Below are 16,315 nucleotides of genomic sequence, written 5' to 3'. Positions count from 1 at the left end.
AAGGCCGCCTAGTCCTGGCCGGGGGCTTCTCAGGTCGGTCGGGAGGTGATGGCTCCTTCACGGGGAAGGCTCCCGGCCTTGCGGCTACTTGAACGCCGCCACGGCGGCCAGCGCCGCGATCGCTGCGGCATTGCGCCGCAGCCACCAACCGAACTTCGGTTTCCGGGGCGGGGTGGGTCCGTCACCGTCCATACCGGCGTTCCTCCTTGTCTCCGGGATGCCCGAGCCGGATTGACCCGGGCCGGATTCGCGAAGGGCGGAGGCGCGCCGCAGAAGGCGACAACGGCACCGTAAACGGTCCCATGACGTCGTGCCAGATCGAAGCGGAGGCCGCGACAGAAAATCCGGCAGACCCTGCACCAGGACACACCCGTCGGGTTGTCCCGGTATACGGAAGGCCCGCCCCGGGCAGGCTGGTTGGGTTGTCCGGTCGATGTCCGGCCGGCTGTTGGAGGAAGGGAAACCCTATGAGGCAGGGTGCGAACGGGACCGACCACCGGGCGCTGGCCGACCGGCTGGCGCGGAAGGCGGACGAGCGGACCGGGGAGAACTACGTCACGGAGGCGACCGGGGAGGGCCTGGCCGCAGTCGCCCACGCCCTGCTCGGGAGTCTGCCGAGCCGCAGGAGCCCGCAGGTGTGGTTGTCGGTCCGCGCCGACGCGGCGGCCTCACGGATGCAGGTCCGCGGCGACCGGATCACCGCAGCCCGGGTGCGCGGGGGAGACGGGGAGTTCACGCTGGAGGTCTTCGTCGACGGCTTCGGCCCGGGCGGGCAGTGGTTCGTCGTGACCGAGGGCACCGGGGAGTGGTTCGAGCTGAACGCCGACGAGGCGCTGCTTACCTTGCTCGCCGAGACCGCCCGCGGCGACGAGGAGGACGTTCCGGCGGTCTTCCTGTTGGTCGGCGCGCCCGCCGACGGCAAGGACGAACTGATGGTGGACCGCAACTACTAATCCGGTCCCGAGACCTCCGGTCAGGTCAAGGCTCGTTGCACGGTCCCGGCGGGTCGGGTCCGGGTTTTCAGCCGCGGTGGCGGCTGGGAACCACGCCCCAAATCGTGTCCTCCGACAAGGGGCCCCACACCGAATCCCTACGTATACGAGCTTCCATTGCGCCCTCTCAGCGTTCATGATCCCGGCGCACCACTGTAGGCGTGCACCGCCAGGAGATCACTACCTTGCGGCAGACGCGGGGAGGGGTGCCTGGTAGCGTGGCTGGGCACCCCCTCTGCGTGTTTCACGAGCGCGGGATCACGGAGCCGCGATCGGTTCCGTCTCGTCCAGCACGCCCCACCACACCCGGCTCGTACGGCCTCAGGCATGGACCGTGCTCGCCACGCTCTGGCGGTCTCCGGCAGGGCGGCGCGGACCTGCGCTTGCAGGTGCCGCAGCCGGGTCGGGAGCGGCCGGCCTGGTGCGACTCGAGCCGGATGAGCGGCTCGGTCCTGGCCTCCGCCGGCTCCGGATTGCTCGTCACCACTCTGACGTCCCTCGCCCAACACATCGAAGTGCACTGGCACTGACGCCTGGACCGGCCCGCTGGTCCGCTCGGGGGTTCGGAGGCGGGCCGCTCCTTCCAGAGTGCGCACGTGCCTTTCCGGGCGCAGCCGGGGTTGGTCTGGGTGGTGTCAGCCGTCCGTGTCCAGCCCCGCGGTGGGATTCACGTCGTTCTGCTCGGCCGGACCAGGAGCGCCGCCCCGGGTAAGGGGACGCTCATGGCGCCGGGGTGCGGCAGCGAAGGTCCGTTTGATGGCGGTGCAGGGCCGCGGCGAGCGGGGTTGGGTCGATCCCCGGCGTGCGTCCGCAATCCGGGTCGCGGCAGGGCGGCGAGCGCGCGGCGCACCGTGGGGCACAGTCGTTGGGCTGGCCGGAGTCCGCCGTAGGGGGCGAGGGCGGCCCGTCCGCAGGTCTGGGTAGCCGGCGAGCTGGCGCGCCTGTTTACCAGTGGAGAGTACTTATTCCGAGGGCGTCGTATTGGTCCGGCGGCCAGCGTGTCGGTACCCGCCAGCCGTTCTCCCGGCGGAGCACGGCGGGTTGCCGTTGCGGCAGCGACGCGGCGAAGGCCCAGAGCCCGCACCACACCGCGGCGCGGGCCCTGGCTCATGTCCGGCGCCGGCGTCAGATCCCCACGCCTGCGGTACGCGCCATCACCCGGCCTGCGCGCCTGAGCATCGTTGCCGGCTTCAACTCCTTTTCCACGCGCAGAAGGTAGCCCGCAGGTGAGGAGGTCACTAGGGTGTCGCGCTCGCGGGCGGCGGCTTGGCGGGTCGCGAGGGCGGCGAACGCGATGCCGGTGCCGACTGCCGTGGCAGTTCCTCCCAGCAGCCAGGCGAGTCCGGCCCCGGGCACGGTCACCTCCGGCTTGACGGTGAGCGTGGTAAAGACGGTGTCCAGCTTCAGGCCGTTCATCGCCTTGCGGAGCGATTCCAGCGGCTGGGCGAGGTGGGAGTCGAAAGCCCCCTGGAGGTGCAGCTCGAAGGCCGCGCGGTCGGTAACCTCCTGCGTGGCGCCGACCACGTCGGCCGTTGCTGCCTCGACCGCTGCGGCGAATGCGGCGAACTCGTCGGCGTACTGTGTCCTCAGTCGGACGATCTTGTCCGCCGGGACGTGGCGCAGGTCTGCCGGTAGGACGCATTGCACAGCCATCATGGCCATCCTGGCTTGTGCAGCTTCCCGTCCGACCGTCGGCGCGGCGCCACCCAGGAGCGTGTCGGTGATGCGCTCGGCCGTCCACTCGCCTGTCGCGGTGTAGGCGTCCAGTTGGTCGGTGACCGGCGCGAACGCCGTCCGGCGCGCCAACTCCTCGGTGATCGCGCACTTGTATGTCCAGGCCAGAGCCGGGTCCACGACCACCCACGACACCTGTTGGTGCCCGACCATCTGCCGCCAGTCCCGGTAAGCGAGCCCGGCCTCCTCCAGCGCAGCCTCCAGCTCCGCGGGCACCTCCTCGGGGTAGAGGCCGGTCAGGTCTCGGGTGGTCGGGGCGAGCATCGGCGCCGACTGCCAGCGCGAAGTGAACCGGCGGTCTTCCACAGCGAAACGGGCGCGCAGCGCCTCTGCATTGTCCCGGATCGCTTCGACGAACGCCGGCGCGACCCTCGCGACAGCCGGCCGCGGATCGGTGTCGACGAGGAATCCCGAGCCCTGGTTGAGCTCCTTGATGACGTCGCGGTCTCGCACAGGAAAACCGGTCGGCACCACGCGGGCCAGGTTTCGCCAGTACAGCGCCGCCGCCTTCGCCCAGGACTCGTCTCGCAAGTGTACGTACGGGTAGTAGAGCCCGGTCTGCAGCGCCATCGATCGCCTTTCTCTCCCCCTGTCCCGACCAATCGTGATCAAGGACCCACAGAATGTTAAGCGTCAGGCTCCCCGCGTTGCCACCGGCACTCCAGGTACGCGGGGCACCTTCGGCCGCCGCCCATAGGGCTGGCGCGAACCCCTGGGACGGGAAGCCGCCAGCCCAGTCACGCGGCGCATCCCGCGCCCAGGGCGCGGGAATGTCGACTTCGCCCGCGATGCCGGTGAAGAGGCGATATTCCAGGCACGTCGTATTCCCCGGTGGTCACACTCCCCGCGCCACCAGCAGTGCTCCTCGCAGGACGCACTGCTGGCGCGCCGTTTCATTGCGAGCTCCCGGCCTGGGCTCCTCACGAAGGCCCAGACCGTGACCAGCGAGAACAAGCCGACCACGATCAGAAAGGCAACGACTGCTAGGTCTCAGCCAACGAGGGAGGCGGGCACTTTGCCCTGCAGCCAGTGCTTCAGGTCTAGCCCGTCCACCAAGGTGATAGCCGCCTCCTCCGCGTAGTCCCATGCGGGCTCCGTGAAACCCGTGAGGGCGACTACCCACACGTCATCGGCCTTGTGGAGCTGCCGAGCCGTCCCACCCACCTTGGTCAATTCGGGGAAGCTCACCTTGCTCGTCCAACGCTTGCACTGAACCACGAGCCTCCGGCCGGCGGCAGTCACGGCGATGACGTCCGCGCCGCGGTCATTGGTCTTTCCGTTCTCCTGCACGATGCTGCAACCCGCCAGGTACAGCAGATCCGCGATCAGGTGCTCGAACTGGGTGTGGTCAAGGCTATGGACATCCGCGAATGACCCTATGGTCAGCGGAAGGAAGTCGCGGGGCTTGCCTGGGCGAGCCCGCATCCACAGATCGTCGTCGCGGCACAGGGTCGCATCATCGCCGGCGGTGACGACCGCACAGTCGAAGTCAGAGGCTGAGTGCAAGGCGCGCAACGACGCCGGCCCCAATGCACCGACTGCCTCGACCACCCGCCAACTTCCATCCGGCCGGTACACAAGTTGGTGCCGCTGCAGCTCATTGGTGGGTATGAGCTGCTTCTCAACTGGCACGAACCGCTTGCCGCAGCGGGCAGCAACATCGTGAACCGCCCCCACCCAGCCGCCAGCCAGTCTGTGTTGGGAGCCATCAGCGCTGTCTCCGGTGAGCCTCACCGGCCTGCCGCAATACATGCATAGGTCCCAATTCCGGTCATTTCCCACGAGTCTGCCCCCTTGGCCACTGGGGCATGGATGCTACTGGTCACCCCTGACAAGCGGGCCTAGCCACCGAGAGGGCCACGACGGCCTAACCCCGAGCCCCGAGCCGGGAATGGACCGCCCTCCAGACCGGCGTGAGCAGCGCTGGCCGCCACTCGACGTCGACACGCTGCCGGGCGGCACCGGGCGCATGGCGGCCGCGCGGGCATCATGCAGTGCTGCATCCATTGCAATAGCGCTCGTTACCCCAGGTAGATGCCGACAAAGGTGCCGTCGAATCCGAGGGCCACCCGCGCGGCGTTGGTCGAAGGGTGGTGGGTCCAGGTCGGGTTGGCGATCAGGGCGTCGAAGTCCTTGCGGGTGATCTCCGGCTCCAGCCACTCGTTTCCGCAGCGGCAGCGCACCCATACGCTGCGGCGGTGGTTGAGCAGCAGCCAGTCGCGGCTGGCCCGGCAGGCGGAGCACGTCACCGGCATGCCGCGCAGCGCGAGTTCGGCCGGATGCAGGACGCCCCGGACAGCTTCCGGGCCGCTGGGGGTCTGGGTCTCGTACTCCAGTTGCAGGAGCGGGTCGGAGGCGGCCGGGACCGGGGTGGTGATCGGGGCCGGGGCGGTGGTGGTGTGCTCGGTGGTTCTGGTCACGGGCTCTCCGTTCGCGGTGCTCGGGTACTTGCGTGACACCCCGGTGGAGCCGGGTGTCGAGGGGTTTCGGGAAGGCCATCCGGCGGGTTGTCGGTTCAGCGGCGTGGTGCCGGGCGGCGCGGGTCAGTCGCGGGCTGGGGCGGTGCGGGCTGGGCGGTGCGAGCCTGTGCTGGCCCGGTCCGGGCCTGGGTGCTAGTGGCTGTACGAGTGCGGGGGTGTTCGGGGTTGGCGGGCAGGTCGGCGAGGCGGCGGATGCGCCAGACGAGGACGTCGGTGGTGTTGCGGGCGGTTTCCAGTTCCCGCCGGTCGACGGCCTTCTCCAGGAGGGCTTTGGGGTCGTGGCCTGCCTGCTCTGCTTCCGCGAGGACGGCGGCCAGGGCATCGTGCTCGCGGGTCGGGCCGGTCGAATTGCCGGCGGCGCCGAGGACGGTGCGGATGGTGGTGTCGTGGCGGCGGCGCTCGCCCTCCGGGAGGGCGCGGCCGTACTCGCGCATGGTGCGCATGGGGGTGGCAGCAGCCTGCTGGTAGGCGGCCCGTAGGTGGTCGGCGGCCTGGCGGGAGGCGGCGGCCTGCTGGGCGTGGCCGCGGGCGGAGTGCCAGCGGGCGGCGGCCAGGGTAACCAGGACGAAGGTGGACAGGACCATAGCAGTGGCGCCGCCGTCCTCTCCACGGCCGAGCGCGCTGCCGGCGTGGACGATTCCACGGGCGGCCGAGCGCAGGGCGCGGATGTCGGCGGTCTCGGCGCGGACGTGGCTGCGGGTGGCGCGTTCGAAGGCACGGGCTGCGTCTCGCAGTTCGGCGCGGGTGGCGGCCGGGGAGGTCTGGGCGAGGGCGTCGAGAAGTTCACCGGCGCCGACGAGCTGGGCAGCGGCGGCCTCATCGTCGTCCTGCTCGAGGACGTCGGCGGCGCGCTCGGCGGCGTGGGCGGCGTCCCGGCGGCGGCGCGCGGGAGCAGAGCGGTCGGACCGGTCCGGCCTGTTGTCCGGCTGCGGAGTGTCGGTGGCGGGTGCGGCGTCAAGGCGGTAGCGGATGCGTGGGAGAGAGAGGTCAGGGGCCAGGGTGCTACCGGAGAACCAGATCGGCTCCTTGCCGGCGTTGCGGTCGCCGGGCAGGGCGACGTTGTATCCGAGGACGTCGCCGGAGGGGGCGTGGCGCAGCTTCACTCGCAGACCGGCCTCGCGTAGGCGGGTGAAGAACTCAGCTTCGGTGGCGGCCCCGGCGACAGCCTGGCGGACGGCTTCACGCAGGGCTTCGCGCGGGGTCTCGGTGCGGCCGGTTCGCTGGGCCTTGAAGTGCTCCTGGCTGGTGGGGGTCTTGGCGGCGCTGCCGTCGCCGGGGTTGAGCTGGCGCAGGCCGTACTCCTTCTCGATGGCACGGGCCTCGGCCTGGGCCTTGCGCCGGTCGAAGGAGAGGTTGGCGAGGCGGCCGTCCTGGCGGACCAGGGTGGCGGCGATGTGGATGTGGTCGTCGGCGTGGCAGACGGCGACCCAGCGGCAGGCGGCAGTGTCGCCTTCGGGGGCGATGCCGGTGGCGTGGACGATGCGGCGGGCGATGGCGGCCCACTCGGCGTCGTCCAGGTGCCGGTCACCGGGGGCGGTACGGAGCGAGCAGTGCCAGATCTTGTTGGCCGGCGCGCGGGTGCCGAGGGCCTTGACCGGCTGGTCGAGCTGGTTGGCGAGCTTAGCGACCTGGTGCCGCTCCGGGTTGGGGCCCGGGTCGGGCGCGAAGCCGTTCCACGAGGCAACGAGGTGCTGGTCGGTGTGTTCCTCGTGCTTGCCGGGTCCGAAGAGGTAGTCGATAAGAGGGAAGGCGCGGTCTGTGCCGATGCGGATCTTGGGGATCACCGTCGGACCATCCAGGACACCGCCTCGTCGACCGCGTCGATGGAGGCTTCGACACGGGCGAGGAGCTGCCGAACCTCGGTGCCCGGCTGGCCGCCGGCGTTGACGTAGTGGGCGAGCTGGTTGAGGTTGTTGCCGACCGCGCCCAACTGCCTGTTGGACTCCATGAGTTCCTGGATGCCGCGCCGGTAGTCGGCGACGGCGGCGCTCGGGTCGGTGCTGGTAGCGGCGGCGAGGGTGGCGGCAGCGGAGAAACCGCCCGGGGCGAGGTCGGCGTGGTCAGCGGCCTGCTGGACTGCGGCCCACTCGGCTTCGCTGAAGCGCAGGCTGACGCAGGTGCGACGCTGGGTGGCGTGGCGGGGACGGCGGCGGCGCGAGGTGGCACGAGCGGTGGCTGGCGCGCTCTCCTCCTCTGTCGGCACCCCCGGGCCGACTCCCCGGTCGGCGGCAGGCCCCCCTGGGTCTGCCGCCGACCGGGCTGCCGCCGTCCCGTTCGGGGCGGTGGCGGGGTAAGCATGGCCTACCCCACAACTTGCTCCGCCAGGAGCCTGATCACGGGCACGCTCCCGTCCCGCCGTGCTCCCCTCCGACCCGCCTGCGCTCACCGGCTGGCCTCGTTGTCGCGCTGGCGGATCTCGCGGAGGAGGTCCTCGACGAAGTCGAGCGCGAGGACGGGGTGGTGGAGGGTCCAGGGGCGGGAGTGCCGGCCGCATTGAACACTTCGGGTGCCGTCAGAGCCGGTTTCGACGCGGTAGAGGTGGCCGCGCTGGAGCATGACGGCAAGCCAGGAGTCCGCCTCGGCCCAGGTGGCGGGGGTGGTGCGCATGGTGGGTGCCCTCGTTCGGTCGTGGTTGGAGTGGGTGACCAGCCGGGGTGACCGGATCGGTCACCCCGGCGGCAGGGTGTCGGTCAGGACCGACCGGCGGTGACCGGCTGACCGTGCTGGTCGCGCAACTGGGCCATCAGCTGGGTCAGGGTCGCGCTGGACAGCGGGATCTGCTGACCCCGGATCGCCTGGGCGACCACCCGGCGGGTCAGCTTGTCCTCCGCCTCGACTGCGTCGCGGGCGATGGCCAGCAGTTCCTCGGTGTCCAGGTCAGTGCGGCGGTCAGCACTCTCCCGGTCAGTGACCTGCTGACCGGTGACCGGCTGACCGGCTGTCTCGACGAGGCTGACCTGCGGCGCGGTGACCTGACCGAGGACGGCCGGTCGGCTGGTGATCGGCTGGGCGGCACCGGGGTGACCGCCCAGGCCAGCGGGCTCGGTCAGGCTGGCCGCGCCGACCGGGGTCAGCTGCGGCGGACTCTCCGAGGCCGTGACCGGACGGCTGACCGGCTGACCGGCACCGAGGTGGCCGGTCCTGTCCTGACCACCGGTCAGCGCACCCGGTCGCTCGGTCAGGTCAACATCGACGGCGACCTGACCGAGGTCGGCTTCGGTCACTCGGTCAACCCGGCTGTCCGGGTCAGCCGGGTTGACCTGTCCGCGGGCGATGAGGATGTAGAGGTGGACGGCTCCGGCCAGCGCGAGCGGGGCGATGGTGGACAGCACGGCGACCACCGTGTCGCTCAGCCGGAGACCGCTGGCGACGCTCTGCTGGTTCAGGCGGATCGCGTGCAGGGCGTTGGCCCACAGGCTGGCCCCGGTGGCTGCGCCGAAGAGCGTCCAGACGTAGATCCGGGCCCGCAGCGGGGCGTCGCGCAGCACCAGGAGGGCGCGCACCCCGTAGGAGATGAACCCGTCGATCACGAGCGGGAATAGGTAGGTGAGGAAGCCTCGGACGTGGATGGCAACGGCCATCTGTTGGAGGGCGTCGTACGAGAGCGCGCACCCGGCGGCGCCGAGGGCGATGACGACGGCCCGGTCCCAGCCGGTGACGTGGGCGGTGGTCGGCGTGGTGGTGCTCATGCGGCCGTCCCGAAGTCGTCGCGGCCGAGCTGGTCGGTAGCGCCGGTGCCGGCCGTCGCAGCGCGGGAGGCTTCCTCGGCGATCTGCCGGTGGCGGATCGCCCGGCGGGTCTCGCGGTAGAGCTTGAGGGCGTGCTCATCGGTGATCTTGAGGAGCCAGGCGAGTCGTTCGACCGGGACGCCCTGGCGGTACCCGGCGAGGGCGACCGCTCGGCGCTCGGCCTTCGTGAGGTGGACGTCGCGTCCGGCCAGGGTGGCGTTGACCCGGCTGTAGTCGAGACGGTCGGCGATCTTGGCGTGCAGGGGCTCGCGCTCCTCTCCAGTGAGCCCGCCCCTGACGCCGTGGGTGTCGCCTGTCTCCAGGGCGGCATCCAGGCAGGCGCGGGCGACGGGGCACTGGGCGCACAGCCCCTTGGCGGTGGCGATCTTGTCGGCTTCCTCCGGCCCTGGGAAGAAGGTCTCCGGGTCGACGGGGTTGTACTCGCTCGGGTTGCAGGCGGCCTGGTCCTGCCAGGTGTGGTCGCCGAGGCTGCGGTGGCGGGCAGGGGTCGCGGTGGTGGTCATGCGGGGTGTGCTCCGATCGCTCTCCGCACGCAGGTCGGCGTCGGCGGAGGGGTGCGCTGGGTCGGTGAAGGTTCGGCGGCTCGCCGTGGGGCCGCCGGGCACGGCGGCGGTCAGGCGGCGCGCTGGAGGCGTCTGCGGTCGACCGGCTCGAAGGAGACCCGGGTGGTCATCTGTGCGAGCCGGGAGGTGACGCGGTCACCGAGGCAGGTGCGGAGGTCCTTGATCGGCAGGTTGCTGGTGATCAGGGTCGGGAGCATGTGGTTGTAGCGGCGGTTGATCAGCCGGTAGGTCTGCTCTTCGACGAACTCGGAGCTCTTGGCGGCGCCGAGGTCGTCGAGGATCAGCAGCGGCACCCGGCTGTGGGCGGCAAGGACCCGCTCGGCGTCGGTGTCGGAGCTGGGCCGCAGCTCCGCGTAGAGGTCGGCGGCGGTGGTCGCCCGCCAGCGCACGCCGATGCCGGCCTGCACCAGGGCGCGGACGGCGCCGTACGCCTCGTGGGTCTTGCCCGCGCCTACGACCCCGGCCATCAGCAGGCTCGGGCCGGTGGCGACCTGGCGGCGGGCGCCGAGGCTGGGGGCGACGGCCTGGACGGCAACCTGCCGGACCCAGGCGATGACCTGCGGGTGCTCGGCGACCGCATCGCGGTAGCGCGGCGGCATCCCGGCGGACAGCGCGTCCTCCGGCGAGTACGGCTCCGCCTCGTCCGGGAGGGCGTCGACGGTGGCCTGCTGGATCCCCCGGGCGGCGAGGATCCGGGCCATCCGGTCGAGCACCGAGGGGCCGTCGGCGAGGGTCTGCGGGTCGCGGTGGGTGCGCATCACAGCTCCTCGGCATAGGCGGCGACGGCGTCGACCGGGTTGGTCCACGCCTGGTGAGCGGGCACGTTAGGCCGGATTCCCGGCCGCGCCAAGCCGGCGCCCTGTGCGTTCATGGCGTCGTTGACCAGGCTCGGCAGCCGCGACGGGTGACCCTGGATCTCAGCGAACCGCCACAGCCCGGACCGGACGTGCTCAGCCGCGATGCCTTCGTCCAGCAGGGTCTTGACGACCTTGCCGAGGTGGCCCAGCACGCTGCCCGGCGGGCGCTGGCTGCAGGCGACGACGTACTCGCCGACCAGCTGGTTGGCCGAGACGGTGTCCGCGTCGGGCGCCTGGCGCCCCGTAGGGAAAGAAGATCCAGGATCCAAGATCCTAGATCCAGGCGCCGAGGGCTCCGGGAGGGTTCGGCGAGCCTTCGGGGAGTCCTCAGCGAATGCCTCCTGACCTGCGGTTTTCTTGGGAGCCGATGCCGCCTCCTGGCCAGCAGCTGCCTCAGCGTCATCGCCGGAAGCGAAGTGAGCGGGCAGTACCGACAACAGTTCGGGGAGCTGGTCGAGCCCGGCGGGAGCGTTCGCCGAGGTTTCGGCGAACTCGCGGCGAGCACTCGAAGCTCGCTCAGCGATGGCTCCCCGGGTGTCGACGAGGGCGGCCCGCTGGATGCAGGGGCCCTTGCAGACGCCGCACCGCTCCGGCTCGCAGTGCGGGCACGCGGGCAGCCGGGACAGGCTCGGCTTGTCGATCTTCTGGTGGTTGTGCCAGGTCGGGTAGTGGAAGTAGTTGCGGCCGTCGCAGCCGGTGTACCGACAGATCGCGCCGACGGCGGCGAGCTGCCGAAGGTGGTCCTCGACGTCAGCCCGGCTGATCTCGTCGCGCAGCGGCCAGATCAGGCCGTAGATGATCGCGGCCTGGTCGCGGTGCCTGCCGTGGTCGTCGGCGTGGTTGGTCATGCCGAGGAAGGTGATCATCGCCGGTACGGACACCTCGGCGAGTGTCTCGGAGACCCAGGTCTCCGGCTTGACCGATCGGATGCGAGCCATGTCAGCGGCCCCGAGCGGCGAGGGCGAACTCTCCGGTGCCGAGGTCCAGCGCGTGGGGCAGGCTCCAGTCGGCGTCGGGCCACGTCCGCAGCACCCAGCGGGCGGCGACCTTGGCGGTGACACGAGTGATGTCGATCGGGCGACCTGCTGTGTCCACTGCGGAGGCATGGGGGTGGGGCCACCGATGCTTCGGATCGGTCAGACTGATCCGAAGGGTGGCGGCGCCGGGGATCATGTCGTTGAGCTGGGACGCGAGCCGACGGTGGCGGCCTTCATCCGGGCGCGCGGTTCCGCTGGGCGTGGCTGGCATGCGATACTCCGTGGCTCGTAGGAGCGCACGCAGCGGTCTCGTGCAAAGAAGTCCCGCTGCGTGCGTGGTTGTGAATCGGCACCCTTCGGGGTGCCGGCCCGGCGTCTGGGAGTTGGTAGCTCCCGGACGCCGGTCTCATTTCCGCTCGGTTCTGGGTCCATGCAAGGTGCGGCTGGGGCCAGCCTGCTGGCCCCGCCCCGGGCCGCTTGCGGGAGCAGCACCATAGGGGGCACCTGCGCGGCCAGTCCAGAGCGTTTGCCTGGCGCCCCACCAGGGGATTTCCACTGCTGAGCCCGCTTCGGCAGGATCAACGTACACTCCAGTTGCGCCTCCGAGTCAACTGCTGTGTCGAGATTTGAGCCTCAGGGGGCGAGACCACACACTGCAGTGGCTACACTGGTCGTGACGACAGGAGGTGGGCATGATCAACGGAGCAGGGCGAACGTTCGCCGACCGGCTAGACAAGCTGTTCCGGGAGGTTCACCCAAAGGGTCGCGGCGCATACACGTACGCCGAGGTGGCCAACGCCATCAAGGAGGCCGGCGAAGGCGCCATCACCGCCAGCGGCATCCAGCAACTGCGTACCGGTGCGCGAAGCAACCCCAAGATGGCCACCATCAAGGCCCTCGCCGACTTCTTCGGCGTGCCCGCCGGCTACTTCTTCGACGATGAGGTGGCCGAGCGCACCGCCGCTGAGATCCAGCTCGTCGCCGCGATGCGGGACCAGCAGATCGCGACGGTCGCCCTTCGGTCCGCCGGCCTTTCCACCGCGAGCCTCAAGATGGTGCACACCGTCATCGAGCAGGCTCGAGTGCTGGAAGGGCTCCCGTCCGACGATCTTCCAGGCGTCGACCTGAGCGAATAGCCGCTCAGTCCATGCGCATAAGGATCATGAGTCGCACGGTGGTCCGCCGAAGCGGCGCGAGGACCATCATCCGGACGGCGATCTCCTGCTCGCCGTGATACGGCAGCCGGAGCCGCCGAATGTCGCCGTCCGGATGATGGATCAGCTCCGCGTGCTCCCACATCTCCCGCGCCTCCGGGCTGCCTTGGAGAATTTCGCGCGCAACCTGCTGGAGATCCGCCTTTTCAGGATTCTGGAGGCAGGCGTACCGCAACTGAGCAAGCATCGGGCCGGCCCAGTCCTCTGCCCACCGGACGAGCTGAACGCGCGCCTCTGGGTACAGGAAAGCCCACTTCATGACATTGGGCTCGTAGGGGATCCAGGGAAACCACTCGATTTGGGGCTGGTTGTGCCCAAAGACGTTCCACGCCTCATCCGACAGATAGGCGGGATTGGGAAGTTGGTTATCCAGCAATTGCTGCATCCCCTCGTCGAGGATCTTGACTGCTTCGGCGTCGACGACTGGACGCTGGCGGGGCGAGTGCCCCACAGTCCTCAGATACAGCACCTCGCGCTCCGCCTCGGACAGCCTCAAGGCTAGGGCGAGCCGGTCGAGAAAGGCCGGACTAAAGTTCGCTTGGCGCCCAAGCTCCAGCTCGCGATACCAGCGATCAGTCACGCCGGTGAGCCAGGCAACGTCCATCTGAGACAGCCCCGAGCCGCGCCGGCCCTCACGGACCAGCCCCGGAATTCGTCGAGGATCCACGCGCGCACGCCACGAACGCAGAAGCTCACTCAGGGACTGCGCGGGATCATCATGCAGACCCGACCCGATTCCCGGATTATCCACAGCCGAGAGCTTATTCCTCCGCTCCCGATTTCCAGGCTCCTCTGAAGTCGTGGCGCAACTCACAGATCAACTGACATTTTGTCAGAACGTCTGATTTGCACTTCGCTCGCTACTCAGCGCATGCGAATGTTTAACGTTCCACCGCCTGCCACCGCTGGAATGCAACGGGCGTAGACCGCCATGACTAAGGGTCGACTACGCCCAGCAATCGGCGTGCGGCGCATCTCGCGCGCCAAGGTCGGCGAGGTGATCTGGCGGCTCCTCGTCACGATGCGTAAGCGGAAGCATGATTTCCCGGAAGCGTCACTTCCTCTTAGTGCCCGGCATGGTTAGAGCGCAGGTTCGAGTGTCCTCCGGCGCAGAGCTGTGACGGACTGCCTGCCCCCACCTGTCGTCGTCAGCGCGTGTACGGGAGAAGCACCATGTCGGGTCGTTCTGTTCTGGTCATCGGCGGAAGCCGCGGGATCGGTCTTGAGGTCGCTCGCCAGATGGCCGACCACGGAGACCATGTGGCGGTCACCTCCCGGTCCGGCGAGGCTCCTGCGGGGCTGTTCGCCGTGAAGTGCGACGTGACGTCGCCTGCGGATGTCGAGCAGGCGTTCGCGGCAGTGGAAGCCGAGCATGGCCCGGTCGAGGCGGTCGTCGTCAACGCTGGCGTCACCCGCGACACCCTCCTTCTCCGTATGTCAGAGGACGACTGGGCTGCGGCCATCGAGACCAACCTGACCGGGGCCTTCCGATGTGCCAAGCGAGCCCTGCGCTCGATGCTGCGCGCACGGCGAGGCGGCAGGCTGGTGTTCATCTCGTCGGCGGTTGCGCTAGCGGGCGAGGCCGGCCAAGCCAACTACGCCGCGTCCAAGGCCGGCCTGATCGGGTTCGCCCGCTCCGTGGCTCGGGAGTACGGCAGCAGGGGCATCACCTCGAACGTGGTGGCCCCCGGGCTCACGGCGACCGATATGACCGCCGTCCTGGGCCGGGAGCGGCTCGACGAGATCGTCGCCCGGGTTCCGCTGGGCCGAATCGCCCAGCCCAGCGAGATCGCGGCGGCGGTCCGCTTCGTGGCAAGCACCGAGGCCGGCTACATCACGGGGGCGGTCATCCCAGTCGACGGCGGCGCCGCCATGGGTCACTGACGCTCCTTCCCGGACGCGGGCTTCAAGTCCCGCACCGTGCTGATCGCCCGACCACATCCTGTACGGGTTCCCCAACAGGCTCGTCTTCTTCCAGGGGTGACCATGGACAGCAGCCAGCTCCGAGCTGCATGCGAGCAGCGCCTCGCTCTCCTCGAACTGCCCCATCGCTTCGGCACCCAGCAACTCCGCGAGGCGGTAGCCACCCTGCGGGGCAAGCCGATCGTCTTCCGCCAGCTCCCGGCAGACGCCGGCGACTCCACGCCGTGCGGCATCCGAGTCGAGACGCCGTCGGCCGACCTGCTCTTCGTCGAGCAGGGCACATCCGCCGCGCACCAGATGCACATCCTGGCGCACGAGATCAGCCACATCCTCTGCGACCACCCGGGTTCCCTGGCTCTGGGCGACGGCGTCGCCGAGAGCATCGGGTTCAACCCGACCCTCGCGCTGCGGATGTCGGGCCGCACCACCTACACCACAGCAGACGAGCGCGAGGCCGAACTCCTGGCCACGCTCATCCGCCAGCGCGCCTACCGCGAGAGGCTCCACCCATCGCCTCGTCCGGCTCGAGCCGACGAGCGCTGGGACGCCATCTTCTCCTGACCCTTCCGAGGAACTCACGTGATCAGCGCCATCTTCGACGGGATGCCCATCCTCCTGCTGGCAGCTTCCCTCTACTGGGCGCTCAGACGCCGACCAGGACAGCGCCCGGCCGGCACCCTGAGCATGTCCGCCTTCCTCGCCTGCTTCGCCGTTGCCTTCAGCGCCTACGCTCCAGTGGTTCGCAAGCTGGAGGACTCAATCGCGCTCGACTTCTCCCGGCTGGTGAGCAACTCCGCGACCCTGTCCGCGGCGGCGAGCGTGACCTCGGTCCTACTCTTCCTCAATTACCCTGCGGCGGAGGCCCGCCAGCGGCTCCGGATCCGTCTCCGACTCCTGGCCCTTGCCGTCGCGACGATGACAGCGGCCTTCGCGCTCACCCCGCCCTCCCTCATGTGGAGCGCCTCCGAGCGCCAAGGCTCCCTCGACGAAGCCCCCGTTACCCTGCACCTGTATTCGCTGGCCTACATCTGCTTCCTCGCCTACGCGATCTTCGACTGCCTCGCCCAGACCTGGACCCGGTCGCGCACCGCCACTCGCACCAGCCAGCGAGTCGGGCTTCGCGCCACCGCCGTCGGCTGCGTCTTCGCTCTCGTCTACACGACGTACAAGACGATCAATGCCGTTGCAGCGACCTTCGGTTGGGAAGCGATCCCCGGGCATGACCGCTGCACGAGCCTGATCACTCCGGTGAACTGTGCCTTCGCTGTCACCGCTCCAGCAGTCAGCGTGCTGCTCATCACCCTGGGCTTGACCCTCCCCGCGCTCCTCTGGCCGCTGACGCGCTACCTCCAGCAGCGCTGGGAGCTTCGGTCACTCGCCGACCTCGAGCCGCTCTGGCGCGACCTCACCGCCGCGATGCCCGGACTCGTCCTCCAACCGGACGCCGGCACGGCCGAAGCCGACTTCCTCCTGCAGCGCCGAGTCGTTGAGATCAGCGACGCCGTCCTCACTCTCCAGCCCTACCGGTCGCTCGCGGTTCAGCAGGCAGCAACCCAAGAAGTGGAACGCCATGGACTCGCTGGCGCGGCCGAGGGCGGTGCCGTGGTCGAGGCTGCGGTGCTGGCCGTCGCCCTGCGGACGATGGTCGGCGGTGGCTGCCCCGAACCCGAGCGTGCTCCGCAGGCGCCCGGCACTGAGGCCCGCGCGGGAGACCTCCGCGCCGAGACGGCCTGGCTACGCTCGGTCGCGCGGGCCTACGCCGCGAGCAGCATCGTCCAATCCGTACGACAGCCCTCCCTGGTTCCCGAGACCGCGAACGGATGACC

The 16,315-nt window shown here is 69.9% G+C and carries 17 protein-coding genes; 5 read left to right on the top strand and 12 right to left on the bottom strand.

All coding sequences use genetic code 11. From position 1 onward, the window contains the following. Positions 1-467: 467 nt before the first annotated feature. Positions 468-953, top strand: coding sequence for a hypothetical protein (locus ABZW30_RS23075; protein WP_355673045.1), 486 nt, complete (start codon positions 468-470; stop codon positions 951-953). Between the two features lie 1,164 nt (positions 954-2,117). Here the strand turns inward: ABZW30_RS23075 and ABZW30_RS23070 are convergent. The 11 genes from ABZW30_RS23070 to ABZW30_RS23020 form a co-directional block, all read right to left on the bottom strand. Beyond that, complete coding sequence (locus ABZW30_RS23070) at positions 2,118-3,296, bottom strand: DUF6236 family protein (protein ID WP_355673044.1); 1,179 nt, start codon at positions 3,294-3,296, stop codon at positions 2,118-2,120. 420 nt (positions 3,297-3,716) lie between these two features. Further along, entirely contained in the window at positions 3,717-4,277 is a 561-nt protein-coding gene (locus ABZW30_RS23065) for a restriction endonuclease (protein WP_355673043.1), read from the bottom strand. A 470-nt stretch (positions 4,278-4,747) separates the two neighbouring features. After that, a complete protein-coding gene (locus ABZW30_RS23060; protein WP_355673042.1) occupies positions 4,748-5,146 on the bottom strand; it encodes a hypothetical protein in 399 nt (132 codons plus the stop codon). Between the two features lie 95 nt (positions 5,147-5,241). Further along, positions 5,242-6,990 (bottom strand): mobilization protein, encoded by a 1,749-nt coding sequence (locus ABZW30_RS23055; RefSeq protein ID WP_355673041.1) that lies wholly within the window; start codon positions 6,988-6,990, stop codon positions 5,242-5,244. After that, positions 6,987-7,409, bottom strand: coding sequence for a MobC family plasmid mobilization relaxosome protein (locus ABZW30_RS23050; RefSeq protein WP_355673040.1), 423 nt, complete (start codon positions 7,407-7,409; stop codon positions 6,987-6,989). The genes ABZW30_RS23055 and ABZW30_RS23050 overlap by 4 nt, the downstream gene beginning before the upstream one ends. Positions 7,410-7,588: 179 nt before the next feature. After that, positions 7,589-7,813, bottom strand: coding sequence for a hypothetical protein (locus ABZW30_RS23045; protein WP_355673039.1), 225 nt, complete (start codon positions 7,811-7,813; stop codon positions 7,589-7,591). Between the two features lie 83 nt (positions 7,814-7,896). Further along, a complete protein-coding gene (locus ABZW30_RS23040; protein WP_355673038.1) occupies positions 7,897-8,895 on the bottom strand; it encodes a DUF2637 domain-containing protein in 999 nt (332 codons plus the stop codon). Beyond that, positions 8,892-9,458 (bottom strand): WhiB family transcriptional regulator, encoded by a 567-nt coding sequence (locus ABZW30_RS23035; protein ID WP_355673037.1) that lies wholly within the window; start codon positions 9,456-9,458, stop codon positions 8,892-8,894. The genes ABZW30_RS23040 and ABZW30_RS23035 overlap by 4 nt, the downstream gene beginning before the upstream one ends. A gap of 110 nt (positions 9,459-9,568) precedes the next feature. Next, positions 9,569-10,276 (bottom strand): ATP-binding protein, encoded by a 708-nt coding sequence (locus tag ABZW30_RS23030; protein ID WP_355673036.1) that lies wholly within the window; start codon positions 10,274-10,276, stop codon positions 9,569-9,571. Next, entirely contained in the window at positions 10,276-11,313 is a 1,038-nt protein-coding gene (locus ABZW30_RS23025; RefSeq protein WP_355673035.1) for a hypothetical protein, read from the bottom strand. Before ABZW30_RS23025 ends, ABZW30_RS23030 begins: the two co-directional genes overlap by 1 nt. Position 11,314: 1 nt before the next feature. Then, a complete protein-coding gene (locus ABZW30_RS23020; protein WP_355673034.1) occupies positions 11,315-11,470 on the bottom strand; it encodes a hypothetical protein in 156 nt (51 codons plus the stop codon). Between the two features lie 574 nt (positions 11,471-12,044). Between ABZW30_RS23020 and ABZW30_RS23015 the strand changes: the two genes are divergently transcribed. Further along, a complete protein-coding gene (locus tag ABZW30_RS23015) occupies positions 12,045-12,488 on the top strand; it encodes a helix-turn-helix domain-containing protein (protein ID WP_224274342.1) in 444 nt (147 codons plus the stop codon). A gap of 4 nt (positions 12,489-12,492) precedes the next feature. Here the strand turns inward: ABZW30_RS23015 and ABZW30_RS23010 are convergent, their stop codons facing one another. Further along, on the bottom strand, positions 12,493-13,317 hold the full coding sequence (locus ABZW30_RS23010) for a helix-turn-helix domain-containing protein (protein ID WP_355673033.1): 825 nt from the start codon (positions 13,315-13,317) through the stop codon (positions 12,493-12,495). 422 nt (positions 13,318-13,739) lie between these two features. On the opposite strand from ABZW30_RS23010, the gene ABZW30_RS23005 reads away from it, so the two are divergent. From ABZW30_RS23005 to ABZW30_RS22995, 3 genes are all read left to right on the top strand, one after another. Beyond that, a complete protein-coding gene (locus ABZW30_RS23005; protein ID WP_355673032.1) occupies positions 13,740-14,450 on the top strand; it encodes an SDR family oxidoreductase in 711 nt (236 codons plus the stop codon). Between the two features lie 102 nt (positions 14,451-14,552). Then, positions 14,553-15,050 carry a regulator component gene (locus tag ABZW30_RS23000; RefSeq protein WP_355673031.1) on the top strand — a complete coding sequence of 166 codons (498 nt, stop codon included), beginning with the start codon at positions 14,553-14,555 and terminating at the stop codon, positions 15,048-15,050. A gap of 18 nt (positions 15,051-15,068) precedes the next feature. Further along, positions 15,069-16,313 carry an MAB_1171c family putative transporter gene (locus tag ABZW30_RS22995; RefSeq protein ID WP_355673030.1) on the top strand — a complete coding sequence of 415 codons (1,245 nt, stop codon included), beginning with the start codon at positions 15,069-15,071 and terminating at the stop codon, positions 16,311-16,313. Positions 16,314-16,315: the final 2 nt, after the last annotated feature.

Source organism: Kitasatospora sp. NPDC004669, assembly GCF_040609455.1.
Taxonomy (GTDB): domain Bacteria; phylum Actinomycetota; class Actinomycetes; order Streptomycetales; family Streptomycetaceae; genus Kitasatospora.
The sequence above is the reverse complement of the archived record's forward strand: the minus strand, read 5'-3'. Positions and strand labels throughout refer to the sequence as shown.